The sequence below is a fragment of the Siphonobacter sp. BAB-5385 genome (assembly GCF_002261125.1).
Lineage (GTDB): Bacteria > Bacteroidota > Bacteroidia > Cytophagales > Spirosomataceae > Siphonobacter.
The window spans coordinates 25,463-38,891 of sequence record NZ_NMPS01000252.1 but is presented as its reverse complement, the minus strand read 5'-3'; the positions used below and the strand labels follow the sequence as shown (position 1 = coordinate 38,891).

8 protein-coding genes are annotated in these 13,429 nt (G+C 51.2%); 6 read left to right on the top strand and 2 right to left on the bottom strand.

The genetic code is table 11. The annotated features are described in order from the left end of the window. Positions 1–12: 12 nt before the first annotated feature. Together BWI93_RS26440 and BWI93_RS26435 are read right to left on the bottom strand one after the other, a co-directional pair. Complete coding sequence (locus tag BWI93_RS26440; RefSeq protein ID WP_094816938.1) at positions 13–1,095, bottom strand: glycosyltransferase family 9 protein; 1,083 nt, start codon at positions 1,093–1,095, stop codon at positions 13–15. Positions 1,096–1,104: 9 nt separating this feature from the next. Continuing rightward, a complete protein-coding gene (locus BWI93_RS26435; protein ID WP_141217612.1) occupies positions 1,105–2,967 on the bottom strand; it encodes an HAD-IIIA family hydrolase in 1,863 nt (620 codons plus the stop codon). 1,117 nt (positions 2,968–4,084) lie between these two features. Here BWI93_RS26435 and BWI93_RS26430 point away from each other — a divergent pair. The 6 genes from BWI93_RS26430 (at position 4,085) to BWI93_RS26410 (ending at position 13,389) form a co-directional block, all read left to right on the top strand. Further along, a complete protein-coding gene (locus tag BWI93_RS26430; RefSeq protein WP_094816936.1) occupies positions 4,085–6,466 on the top strand; it encodes a GAF domain-containing protein in 2,382 nt (793 codons plus the stop codon). Positions 6,467–6,483: 17 nt separating this feature from the next. After that, the gene (locus BWI93_RS26425) at positions 6,484–9,744 is read left to right on the top strand and encodes a hypothetical protein (protein WP_255158085.1); all 3,261 of its coding nucleotides are present in this window, start codon (positions 6,484–6,486) and stop codon (positions 9,742–9,744) included. Continuing rightward, positions 9,741–10,214: a BamA/TamA family outer membrane protein gene (locus tag BWI93_RS29255; RefSeq protein WP_255158084.1), complete on the top strand. Its 474-nt coding sequence runs from the start codon at positions 9,741–9,743 to the stop codon at positions 10,212–10,214. The genes BWI93_RS26425 and BWI93_RS29255 overlap by 4 nt, the downstream gene beginning before the upstream one ends. A 50-nt stretch (positions 10,215–10,264) precedes the next feature. After that, a complete protein-coding gene (locus BWI93_RS26420; protein ID WP_094816935.1) occupies positions 10,265–11,437 on the top strand; it encodes a Pycsar system effector family protein in 1,173 nt (390 codons plus the stop codon). Between the two features lie 394 nt (positions 11,438–11,831). Beyond that, positions 11,832–12,563 (top strand): ferritin-like domain-containing protein, encoded by a 732-nt coding sequence (locus tag BWI93_RS26415; RefSeq protein WP_094816934.1) that lies wholly within the window; start codon positions 11,832–11,834, stop codon positions 12,561–12,563. Between the two features lie 58 nt (positions 12,564–12,621). Continuing rightward, on the top strand, positions 12,622–13,389 hold the full coding sequence (locus BWI93_RS26410) for a ferritin-like domain-containing protein (protein WP_094816933.1): 768 nt from the start codon (positions 12,622–12,624) through the stop codon (positions 13,387–13,389). Positions 13,390–13,429: the final 40 nt, after the last annotated feature.

The following is a 13,429-nucleotide window of genomic DNA, read 5'->3' as shown; positions in this document are numbered from 1 at the left end:
GAGTCGCTGCGGTTATACCGCCTTTTCTACGGGACGCATTACAGCCCGTACCGACTCGACAATGCGTTGGGGCGAAGCCTTCGGCTCGGCCGTGCCGGGGAATTCCTGTAATAGCACGTTTCGGGAACGAAGGGCTTCGGGCACTTCGAAATACAATACCCGGTTCTCGACCAGCCAGGGGGTATGTTGCGGGTTGGTCATGGCGTACAAAACCACCACCGGTGTCCCGAGGGCAGCGGCGATATGTACCGGCCCCGTATTGTTGGAAACCAACACCGGAGTCTCGGCAATCAAGGCGAGAAACCATTCGAGCGATAGATCGCCCGCTACGGCAAAAGCCCGGTCACCCAGGGTTTGTTGTAAGGTGGCGACGTAGCTTTTTTCGGAAGCATTTCCCGTCAACACCACCTGAAAACCCTGCTCCTGCATGAGTTCCTGACAGGCTTCCAGATAGCCTTCAGCCGAATAGCGACGTTTCTCTTCACTGACACCCGCGTGCAGGACCAGCCAGGGTTCGTCGCGTTGCAGACCGATTTGATCCAGATACGCCCGAACCCGTGGTCGGACGTTTTCACTAACGCTAACCGATAAACGTTGATTTTCGGTAATGCAACCAATCCGGGCGACCAGATGCAGTTGCCGTTCCACTTCGTGACGCGTGGCGTACAGCACTTCAGGATCCGGTACCCAGTCCGACATCAGCTGGTAGGGATTTTCCCGGCAGTAGCCCAACAATCGCGGGATACCCGCCAGGTAACAGATCAGAGCGGTCGGCAAGGGATTCTGACTTTGTACGGTAAAGAGAATGGCCCCGTCGAAATTCCGTGCTTTTAGTTGCTCAACCAGGTCGTTTACAGCCGTGGAAGCTTCTCCCAAAGCCCCTTTCATCCACGGAACATCGAAGGTCATTACCTCATCGACCTCGGGAATGAACGAAGCAATGGCCGCCCCTACGGAGGAAGTCAGCAAAGTAAGCCGAACCTGCGGGAGCCCTTCTTTCAGAGCCCGAAACGCGGGCGTCGTCATCAGTACATCGCCCATGTTATCCAGCCGGATGCACAACAAGTTGCGAGCGTTTTGCCACGTCTTTGTCATAGCCTTGTCCTACGCTTGAATGGGTCGTTGCAGCGGTCGCGGTGCCACCGGAATCACGACTGGATTCAGAATGGTATCGGCCATTTCTTTCAGGGATTGAACCGTGTGCGTGGGCGTCCGAAATTCCCCCGGCACCCATTCGGTTTCGTTGCCGTTATTGAGGAGCACGGTACGGCAACCCGCCCGGCGGCCCGCCTCAATGTCGTTGAGAATATCGCCCACCATCCAGGATTCGGACAGGTGAATGCCGTGTTGCTGGGCCGCTTCCAGAATCATTCCTGGCAAGGGTTTTCGGCAGGTACAGTCAATGGCGTACGAAGGTACCGAACCCTGCGGCGAATGCGGGCAATAGTAAAATCCGCTCAGTTGCACGCCCCAGGGCAGTAACAGTTCACGAATGCGACTTTCCACGCCCGTCAAGGCCTCTTCCTGAAAAAATCCCTTCGCCACACCCGACTGATTTGAAACTACAAAAATCTGGTATCCGGCCCGCTGGAGGCGAGCCAAAGCTTCTCCCGCGTCAGAGTACAGGCGGATTTTCCGGGGATCGATGTTGTAAGGAATGTCAGGAATGAGCGTTCCGTCTTTGTCCAGAAATATAGCCTTCTGACTATGACGGTACGGACGAAAGGTCGGCAGAGCGTATTGTTCGTACAATTGAGCCGTTTGCCGGGCTACTTTCTCCCAGGTAAAGTGAGCGTGTACGTTTTGTAAAGCCTTTTCTTTTAGTGAAGTACCCAGCATTTTATCCGACAAAACCTCGTTTAATTTTTCGGCCAGAGCCTCGGGATCTTTGGGTGGTACCAGCAGGCCGGTTTCGCCGTCGGTGATGGTGTACTTGATGCCACCCACATTAGCTCCAATGACCGGAGCACCCGAGGCCATGGCTTCCAGCGGCGTAATACCGAAGGGTTCGTACCAGGGCGTGGTTACGAAGACATCCGAGGCACTGTAGTAATACCGAAGCAGAGCCCGGTCTCTCCGGCCCACAAAGGTTACTGAATCGGCAATTCCTTCGGTTTCCGCCAGTTGCTGTAACCGACCCATTTCGGGCGTGATGACCGGATCAGGCACATCCGATTCCCCGCCCACAATCACCAGACGAGCCTGTTGACCGTACTGCTTTTTCAGGCGAGCCAACGCTTCGATGACGGTAGCCACCCCCTTGCGTGGTACCATACGCCCTAATTGTAAAATGATTTTCTCGTCGGCGGGGAGGCCTACTTTAGCCCGTGCCCGCTTTTGATCGGTAATAAAAAATTCGCCGGGATTAAAGCCATTCGGGATAATCGTTAGCTTGTTCGGATCGGCGTTGTACAGCGTCAGCAGATCGTCGCGGTCCTGTGGGCAGAGAGCAATCACCTGATCGGCTTCACGAATGACCCGGTCTTCCAGATCAAACCGTAGAGCGGGAAATGTATCGCTATCACCCTGGATCAGTCGCCGGACTTTTCCCAGGGCATGGAAAGTAATGACAAAGGGAATACCGAGCATTTTCTTCAAATCAGCGGCGACCATTGCCGAGAGAAAGAAATGAGCGTGCACGAGTCGGTACGGATGCCCTTCGCGTTTAGAAAAACGCAGTACATCCGCTGTGAATTCCGGCATATAGGGTAAAAATTCTTCTTTCGGCAGAAAGGTCTTCGGGCCCGCTTTTACGTGCACGACCCGAATTTGCGGTTGCCACTGAATCACCTGCGGCAGCTTTTCATCCGCCCAGCGGGTAAAGATGTCGATGGAATAACCCAGATCCGCCAGGTGCTGAGCCAGCTCGGCTACGGCTATATTCTGCCCGCCGGCATCGACGCCGCCGCAAATGGCCAATGGAGAAGCATGGTCACTGATGAGTGCAATTTTGTACTTGAGTTCCATAAATGCGAGCAGAGATTGGTACGCAAAACCTTCCAAAAGCAAATTCCGGCGGGCGACTTACTTCTTAGAATTACTGACATGAAAAACGACTTTATCAGACAGGATTTACTTCGGAAAAGACCCATACCAATTCCGGAATTACTTCTCGTATTTACTTCTCATTACGATTCATTTTCACTTCATTAAAACATGAAAATTATTTTCTCATTTATACAAAAACCAGACTAATATAAGTAAATACATGCATCCATTATCCCGATCAAAAAGGATTGACAGACACAAAATTAAGGCTTTCCTCAACTCTCCTTAGCTAGCATTACTCATGGATCACGACAGCTAAAACTCTTGGCTGTTCATGTATTTTCTGTTTATACATAAATCCACTACCGCCTTAGGATCAAAATTAAATTTTAATCTCAATTTTAGATTTATAGCTTCCCAACCCCTGGAAACACAATCAACCTGACACTAACTCATTTTATAAGTTCACAATACATTGGTATTTATCTTAAAGGCTACTCATTCGTGTTGGTCAATCTAAGCAGCTCATACACCCACAAATTTTAGGGTTATTGCATAACTGGCTTTTATTGAATGTAGACTACCGTCAACAGAATGAGGAATCAAAGGCGTATAAAGAGATTTTAATTACTCAAAACGCATTAAACTTCCTCAATACTTTAAAACAATGATGTATTTGTTCAATTCATCAAATCATGCATTTTTAAATACCTACTAAACAGCATTCTTATCAATAAATAGTATTGATTTTAATTGAAATAAACCCGTTAAAATTAGGGGCATTCAACTACGTAATAAACGCTATTTTAGTACTTAAATAGATCCCTCACTTCAACCTACTACTTTGATATAAGATAATTTCAAGATAAACTTTCAACTTTTCTATAGCAAAGAAATTTTAAAGTGCATAAACGGATTTTGAAAATGCTCCTACCTTTGTTATTCCACCTTTTCCATTCCCTGGCAGTACAAACCGTTCAACCCTCCTTTCGCACGATCCACACGATATTTTGGAAATATTTGAACCCAAAGTCAAAAGTTTAGATTATATACTTCAAGATTAACTCCTTGTTTACGTACTAATCATCCATATCGCATGGATACCATCGCTATACCCCCTGAAGTAGCCGAGTTCCCGGTACAGTTCAGGTTATCCTTTAAACCCTTTATTGCGTACTTACAGCAGCAAAAGGGTTCTACGTCCACGGGTGCTGCCCGCTCGCACGTATTTGATTACTTACTTCAACAATTTACGCCACTCATTTCCGAAGACTCTATTGATGAAACGTATACGCCACAGCAATTGGAAGACATGGCTCAGCTACTCAAGCTGAGCGTATTACCCTTACTGAGTAACGAAAAGGAAATACCCTATGGCTTTGGATTGCCGATTCCGCTGGACTTATTTCACGCTTCGGATTCGTTCAACGCTCTCCTGCATACGTACGAAGGGCTGGAAGTGGACGAGGCTCATAATCACAAAGAGAAACTACGGTTTCTGTACCAGCTGATTCTGAATAAGTGCTACGGCGTTCATTTTATCAAGGAACTTACGCCTTCGCTGTCGTTTCAGCGGGTCGTCAATGGCGTTACGAAATTCTATCGTTTAACGATAAACGTCAATTTCGTTGAGCCACAACATCAGGGCTCTGCCTTGCCGCCTCTACAGCCCGAATGGACGGAATTCGCTAAAGGTCATCGTACCCTGGATCGCGTGCCTTCGCCCCTGCCCCTCGGCGAGTTTGTTCTCAAAGGATTTTGCGTTTTTCTGATTGAAGACATTACCGAGGACAAGACCATTCAGCAGCTCAAAGAGGTGTTTGTACACTTGCAGAGTGATTCGGAGGAGATGATCTACCGCCGCTTCGAGAAAGCCATGCGGGATTTGTGCGGACAACCCGACATCCGGATTGGTCTGATGCCCTTCATCAAAATCAATCAGCAGTACGTTTTTCACCCCGATTTTGGTAGTCGTAGTGTGGTACTGGCGATGGCCGATTTTGAGAAAACCTGCGGCGAAGCCTGGGTGGAAGGCAGTCAGCAGACCATGCAGGAACGCATTGCCGAGCGACTCGCTCAACACGATTACCCGCACGTTTTCTGTAACCTGAACAAGTTTTCGGAGCCCGAGTTACAGCGGCTGGTTTCTAACGGCCTGCAAAGTTTTATTCTGTATCCCATTAAAGCGGCGGATCAGGTCGTGGGTGTACTCGAAATTGGCAGCCCCAACGCCGACGCTCTGGACGACGAAATTCTCTTCAAGGTCGAACGCGTCATTCCGCTCGTTCGGGAATTATTACTCTTCCAGATCAGTGAATTCAATAAACGTATTCAACGACTGATTCGGCAAAAATTCACGACCCTGCAACCGGCCGTTGAATGGAAATTCAACGAAGTAGCCTGGCAGTATCTGCGGGCTGGTGGCAAAAAACCGGCGGACCGGGAAACTGCCCGCATTCGTTTTCCGCAGGTGTATCCCTTATACGGAGCCATCGACATTCGGAATTCGTCGCTGGAACGGCACTGGGCCATCCGTACGGACCTGAGCCATCAATTGGCTGCCGCTGCTTCGCTGTTGCAGGAACCTAGTGTAGCTTCGGAGCGATCGCAGCAATTGCAGGTGGAAACCCGGTACTGGCAGGAGTTATTGCTCGACGATCTGACGCCCGATACCGAAGAAAGTATTCTCCTGTTTTTGTCGCAGCAGGTTACGCCTTACTTCCGCCGTTTGCAGCTCGATTCCAAAGCACTGGAACCATCCCTTGAGTATTATTTTCAGCAAACCGATCCACAAACGGGCCATTTCCACCAGGCTTCCCGGAATTATGAACGCAGTCTGGACTGGATCAACGCGGCCGTTAACGGGTACATTGAGCAGGAAGAACAGCAATTACAGGCCGTTTATCCGCACTATTTTGAGAAGTACCGGACCGACGGTATGGAGTACAATATCTACGTAGGACAGTCGATTTCCCCGCAAAATCCTTTCGTAGCCAATGACTTACGGCGGTTGAGACTCTGGCAATTGACGTCGATGGTGGATCTGGCTCAACTCACGCATCGTCTGTTACCGCACCTGCCGCGGCCCCTGCAAACGACGCAATTGATTCTGGCTCATTCCCAGCCCGTGAACATCAGTTTCCGGGAGGATGAACACCGCTTTGACGTGGAAGGCTCCTACAGCATCCGGTATGAAGTCATTAAAAAACGGATCGACAAGGCCCTGGTGCGTGGTACCAACGAACGCCTGACGCAACCCGACCACATTGCCCTGGTGTATACCCATCAGCAGGAAATCGCGGATTATCTTCCTTTAATCACTTTATTACAGGAACAGAACCGGATTAGCCCTACGTTGGAATACCTCGATCTGGAGCCTTTGCAGGGCGTTGTTGGACTAAAAGCCATTCGGCTGGCCATTCAATACGCGGAACCCCTGGGGGTACCTGAGCAGGAACTGCTGGTCGCTCAATCCTAAATAGATAAACCGTAGCTTTGGCCGTTCCGGGTTCGGGACGGCCCTTCATTGCTGACAACGAAGCGGTGCCGCTCTTGTGTTTCACCTGTCATTCTTTTATGCGTACGTTCTTCTTCCTCCGCCGAAGCCTGATTCTGCTGCTGGTTTTTGGTGGAATACTTCCGATACGGGCCCAGCAGGCCCGACCCGACTCCGTCGTGCATCGACTCGTACTCATTGGGGACGCCGGACGCCTGTACAAGGGCAAAAATCCGGTGGTAGATGCGGTACGGGCCCGATATTCCTTCGACGATCCGCAGACAACGATGCTGTACCTCGGCGATAACGTGTACCCGCACGGATTGTCCGACGAAGCTAGTCCGGATTACGACTCCCTGACGACCATTCTGCGTTACCAGGCCCAGCTTGGCATTGGGAAAGCGTCTCAGGTACTGTTCATACCGGGGAATCATGATTGGAGCAAGGACCATCCCGACGGCTGGGAGAAAATCAAACGCCAGGGTCGATGGCTCGACAGTCTGAATTCGCCCAACATCCGTTTGCTTCCCGCGGGCGGCTGTCCTGGTCCTGAACTGGTGGAGCTAAACGATCATCTGGTTCTGATCATCGTTGATACGCAGTGGTGGCTACATCCCAACGATAAACCCGGCAGAGATTCAGACTGTGCCTGCAAAACCGAAGATGAAGTCGTCACGCGACTCTCGGAGTTGGTATACCTCAACCGTGACAAAGGAATCATTCTGGCGACGCACCAACCCTTCCGCAGCTACGGCATTCACGGGGGCTATTATACGCTCAAGCAGCATATTTTTCCCTTTACCGATATTAACCCTCACCTGTATATTCCACTACCGGTCATTGGATCGATTTATCCCATCGCCCGGGGTGTATTCGGTACCGTACAGGACTTGCCCAATCCGATTTACAAACACATGGCTCGGGTACTGGAGAAAGCAACCCAGCCTGCCCCTAACGTCGTCTTTGTCTCGGGACACGACCATGCTTTACAGCATATTGTAGATGGGAACCGGAATTTTATTGTCAGTGGATCAGGTATCAATCGGGAACGGGTCAAAAAGGGCAAGAAGGCTCGTTTCGTTAGTGGTGAATGGGGGTACGTAGTCCTCGACGAACTACGGGACGGTCGGGTACAGGCCGCGTTCTACACCGTCGATGAAGCGGCTCAGGCCACCCTGGCCCATACAGCCCCGATCTACAAAATTGACCGCAAGACCACGCCAGATCATGCCCGAATTCGGGAAAAATCCTGGCCTGATTCCGTGACCGTAGCCATTGCTCCGGATTACGATAGCGTGAGTACCCTGCACCGCCGACTGTTCGGAGAAAACTATCGCAAAGTCTGGGCGACCCCCGTCACCCTGCCGGTATTCGACATTACCAAAGAAAAAGGAGGCTTTAAGATTCTCCAACGCGGCGGTGGGCAACAAACCAAATCCCTACGGCTGGAAGATGCTTCGGGAAAAGAGTGGGTGCTCCGTACCATTCAGAAGGCTCCCGAAAAAGCCCTGCCTGCGTACCTGCGGCAAACCGTGGCGAAAGACATTATTCAGGATCAGATTTCGGCGGCCTTCCCCTTCGCCCCCCTGGCGGTATCCACGCTGGCGGAAGCCGCTGACGTACCGCATGCCAACCCCAAAATAGTCTATGTACCCGACGATCCGGCTCTGGGGGTATATGGCGTTGATTTTGCCGGGACCGTCTGTTTGCTCGAAGAACGCAATCCCGTTACCGAAAAAAGTCTCAGTACGCCCAAGGTGATCGATGCTCTGCAAAAAGACAACGATGACCGCGTTAATCAGCGGGCCGTCGTTCGGGCCCGTATGCTGGATTTAGTGATGGGCGACTGGGATCGACACGAAGATCAGTGGCGGTGGAGCAGTCGAAAAACCAAAAACGGCAAGGTGTACGAACCCATTCCCCGCGATCGCGATCAGGTCTTTTTCAAGTCGGGTGGACTGTTTCCCTACATTGCTGCCCGTTCATGGTTACAGCCCAAATTCCAAGGTTTTCGCGACCACCTGCATAATGTGAATGGATTTATGTACAACGCCCGGTACTTCGACCGGATGTTCTTACAGGAGCTTAGTCAGCAGGACTGGCAGGAAGAAATCACCGCTCTGCAGGGCAAGCTGACCGATGCCGTACTCGAAGCCGCCGTCCGGCAGTTTCCCGATCCAATTCAGAAAAATTTCGGAGCCGACATTCTAGCGACCCTCAAAGCCCGTCGGGCCAATCTGCTCAGTGAAGGCCTCACCTATTACCGTTTCCTGGCCCGGGCGGTCGATATTCCCGGCAGTAACAAAGCCGAGCGTTTCGAGGTAGACCATCAGCCGGATGGCCACGTGTCGGTCCGGGTGTACAAAATCGGCAAGGATAGTACGCTGAAACAGCAACTGTACCACCGCGTATTTGATCCCGCCGAGACGAAGGAAATCCGCTTGTACGGTCAGGCGGGTACCGACCAGTTTGTCGTGCGGGGTACGGCTTCTTCCGGTATAAAAATACGCCTCATCGGTGGCGAAGGCATCGACCGATTTGCCCTTCAGGATACGCGAAAAAGGCAGACCCAGGTGTACGACCTTCGTACGGAAGCCAATGTCTGGCCCGAGCCCCAAACGGCTCAAATACACGCCTCCAGCGATCCCACCATTAACGCTTACGACAACCACGCCTTCCAGTACAACCGCCTGGCTCCGCTGGCCTCGGCGGGCTTTAACCTGGACGACGGTATCCTGCTTGGAGCCGGATTTCAGTTTACCAAACACGGCTTCCGTAAGTCGCCCTACGCGTCCATGAACCGGCTGCTCATCAGCCACGCCCTGGCTACGGAAGCGACGGCCATCAAGTACGACGGTATTTTTACGCATTTGCTGGGCAAAAACGACCTCTGGATCAACGCGTATCTGCGGGCTCCTGACAACGTGACCAACTTTTTCGGCATTGGTAACGAAACGGTCTACGAAAAAGGGCGGAAAATTCGTTATTACCGCACCCGCTACGATTTAAGTACGGTATCGGCCCTACTCAAACGTCGGTTGGGTCAGCACCTGCAAGTCATGGCGGGTCCGGTTTTTCAGTACTTCAACGTAGATATGCAGGATAATCAGGGACGGTTCCTCGAACGGTATCTGGCTGAAACCAATGCACCCTTTTTACGGCGACAGTTTTACGGCGGTTTGCAGGCGAGTGTCGTCATCGACAACCGGAATAATCTTACCCTTCCTACCCGAGCCTGTACTGGAATACGACGGCGATGACTCTACAGGGTTTTGGCGACCAGCGAAACCACATGACGCAGTTGAGTACCGACCTGACCGTTCATGCCAGTTTCTCGAACGCCGCTCGTATCGTCATTGTCAATCGGATTGGCGGGGGACTAACCTACGGCAACCCGGCCTTTTATCAGTTGCAGTACCTGGGTGGACAGGACAACCTGCGGGGCTTCCGGAAGTACCGTTTTGCGGGGGAAAAACAGGTCTATCATAACCTCGAAATCCGGACGAAGCTGTTTAATTTCAACTCCTACCTGTTTCCGGGCACTGTTGGACTCACGCTTTTCAACGACCTCGGACGCGTCTGGGTGAAAAACGAAAACTCCCAACGCTGGCACGATGGGTACGGGGCGGGGCTGTACGTTTCGCCAGCCAGTCTACTCATTTTCAACGCATCTGTAGCATTTTCGAGGGAAGGAACCCTACCCTACGTTTCCGTAGGATTCCGCTTTTAAGCAAAAGTTGACTTATATTACCAGCCCGTATTTTTCTAAACCGAGTCGTAATGACTGATCCCTTAGTATCGAAAGCGGAAGCTCATGTGCTGCGTCTGTACGACGAACATCCCACGCCTTCACTGGCGTACCATACGCTTACCCACACACAGGAGGTCGTGCAGGCTGCTGAGGCCCTGAGTCATCAGTATCAGTTGAACGACATGCAGTACCGGACGGTACTCGTGGCCGCCTGGTTTCATGATGCGGGCTATTTATTCAGCCCGAAGATGCAACACGAGGAAAAAAGTGCCGAGCTGGCGACGGAGTTCCTGCAAAGTGAAGGCCAGTCCGCCGAGCTAATTTCACAGGTAGAAGGTTGCATTTTGGCCACTCGCATGCCCCAAAAGCCCCACAATTTACTGGAGGAAATTGTCTGCGATGCGGATCTGTCGCACCTGGGTAGCGTCGATTACAAGGACAAAACCAAACTTTTGCGGAAAGAAATAGAGGCCATGAAAGGCATCCAGATTTCGGGAAACCTCTGGCGAATGGGCAATATTGAATTCATCCAGTCGCATCAGTATTTCACACCGATGGCCCGAAAAATGTTTGACGCAACGAAAGCGGAAAACCTGCGGCGACTCCTGGATAAGCAGGCCGAAAAAACCGACGCACCTACGCAGCCACTCGTCGCGGAAAAGAAAAAGAAAGACCCCGAACGCGGGATCGAAACCATGTTTCGGACGACGTCCACCAACCATTTACGCCTGAGTGAAATTGCCGACAGCAAAGCCAACATCATGATTTCGGTCAATTCCATCATGGTTTCGGTGGTGGTATCGGTCTTGTCGCACCGGCTGGAAAATCACCCGCAATTGATTCCGCCTACGGCCATCTTTCTGCTTACGGCTGTCCTGACCATCATTTTTGCCGTACTGGCCACGCGACCGAACATTACCCGGGGCACGGTGAGTATGGATGACATTCGGCAGAAGAAAGCCAACCTGCTCTTTTTCGGTAATTTTTACAACATGACCCTGGAAGACTACGAACGTGGCATCGACGCCATGATGAAGGACAGCGAATTTCTCTACGGCAGCATGACCCGCGACATTTACCACCTGGGCGTAGTACTGGGCAAGAAATACAAGCTCCTCCGCATCGCCTATAACATTTTTATGTTCGGGTTTGTGGTATCCATTTTATCGTATCTGATTGTATTCACGTTCCTGGAAGATTAGCCTTTGCGTATATCCCTGATAGGTTCGTCTCCTATGGTTAACCTACGGTACTAGATTTCGCACGCTCCAGCTTACCTATAGTTAATAACGTTTATTCACCTTCGTTGGGTCGCTGGTATACCTTTTTTTAGAAGTATACCAGCGTTTTTTGTTGCCCCTTACAAAAAACCGTACGTCGAGGCTTCCTCTACGAGCCCTAAACTGTGGAGGGAAAAACCGCACCGTAGACGTACCGCCATTAGCACATTTTACTCAGTTACTCTAATAAAAGTGAATGCTTGTGCATGTGTTCAGTCGTGCCCGAACCACCCGAGGTGGTGTTTTCGCGTACGAAGTTGAAAGATGTGCCTGAACCTTGAGTATTTGTCCTTTTTCATCTTTTTTTAACCGTTCTATGAATCAACTTTCTAAGGGTTCAGCCGCATCGGGCGGCTCGAACAACGGTACCACTGCTGTAGGTCGCCGCACCTTTCTCCGTTTTGCCGGCTTGTCCTCTATTTCAGCTCTTACGTTAACCACGTTAGCCTGTGAAGACCACAAACCCATCGTATATGATCCTAACTTCATTGATTTAGGATTTGGCGATGTGGGCATTATGAACCTGTCGTATGCCCAGGAGCAACTGGAAGTAGCGTTTTATTCAACCGTGATTGAAAGTCCCGCGTTTAATCAACTGTCGGCGGAAGAAAAAGCCCTGTTTGTGGACCTCCGTGACCGGGAACGTACGCACCTGGAGCTGTTCCGGTATCTGCTGGGAGACAAAGCCATTCCAATGCTGACGCCGAACTTCGACAACATCAAGATTGGATCGCGTGAAGAAATTCTGAAAACGGGTCATACGTTCGAAGACCTGGGCGTTGCCGCTCTGAACGGAGCGGGCCGTTTCGTAACGGATATGGAACTGTTGAATCTTTCGGGTAAAATCGTATCCGTAGAAGCTCGCCATGCGGCTCTGCTCCGCGATCTGCTGCATCCACGATCCAACATGCCAGGCAGTTTTGCCGGCGATGACATCATCACGCCCGATACGGGTCTGGATCGGGCCCTGTACCCGCAACAAGTGGTCGTACTGGCTCAGCCCTACATCAAAGAGCGAATCACGGCGGAGCGGATTCCCGTTCAATAGCATCGGCCTTTTTCTATCTACTTACTACTTGACTCTCTCTCGAACTTCGATTCAATCCATGAATATTTTTCAGATTTTTTCCGATATTGAAAAGATAGATGGCGACGCTACGGAGCGTTTATCCTTCTACTCGCGTCGTTATTTTCTCCGCAAGGGCACGAAGGCAGCGACAGCGGCCGCCCTACCTCTCGCCCTGGCCAGCGTCACACAGGAAGCCTTTGCTCAGTCCACTGAAGTACAGGAAGTGCTGAACTTTGCTCTGACGCTGGAATACCTGGAAGACGAATTCTACAAAAAAGCATTGAGCACTAGCCTGTCGTTTGGTGGGGATCGACCCGTATTTGAGCAAATCAGCAAGCACGAGGACGCCCACGTCAAGTTGTTGAAATCAGTCCTGGGCAGTGCTGCGGTAGCCAAACCCAAGATGTTCAAATTCGAAGAAGTATTTCCGAACGTATTCTCGGACTACCAAACCTTCCTGATCGTTTCGCAGGCCTTTGAAGATACGGGCGTTCGGGCCTACAAAGGACAGGCTCCGAAACTGTACAAACAGGCGGTACTGACCACGGCCCTGCAAATTCACGCGGTTGAAGCCCGTCATGCCGCCGAAGTGCGTCGCATTCGCGAAGGCCGCGTCTGGATCACCAAAAACGAACCGGACGGAGCCCCTGCTGCCGTATACGCCGGCGAGGAAAACGTGGTACAGAAAGTGGACGTAACCAAACTGGGCCCCGGATTCTCGGACATCGTGGTCTCCGAAGCATTCGACGAGCCCCTAACGAAAGAGCAGGTACTCGCGATTGTGTCTCCGTTGATTGTAATGTAGATTCGAAAGTATCCGTTTATCAAAAAACCTGGGTCTTAGG

Bases quoted from the DNA above. Each gene is read 5' to 3' on its own strand.
- BWI93_RS29255 (WP_255158084.1), top strand. From the start codon at position 9,741: ATGACTCTACAGGGTTTTGGCGACCAGCGAAACCACATGACGCAGTTG.
- BWI93_RS26430 (WP_094816936.1), top strand. From the start codon at position 4,085: ATGGATACCATCGCTATACCCCCTGAAGTAGCCGAGTTCCCGGTACAG.
- BWI93_RS26440 (WP_094816938.1), bottom strand. From the start codon at position 1,095: ATGACAAAGACGTGGCAAAACGCTCGCAACTTGTTGTGCATCCGGCTG.
- BWI93_RS26415 (WP_094816934.1), top strand. From the start codon at position 11,832: ATGAATCAACTTTCTAAGGGTTCAGCCGCATCGGGCGGCTCGAACAAC.
- BWI93_RS26420 (WP_094816935.1), top strand. From the start codon at position 10,265: ATGACTGATCCCTTAGTATCGAAAGCGGAAGCTCATGTGCTGCGTCTG.
- BWI93_RS26410 (WP_094816933.1), top strand. From the start codon at position 12,622: ATGAATATTTTTCAGATTTTTTCCGATATTGAAAAGATAGATGGCGAC.
- BWI93_RS26435 (WP_141217612.1), bottom strand. From the start codon at position 2,967: ATGGAACTCAAGTACAAAATTGCACTCATCAGTGACCATGCTTCTCCA.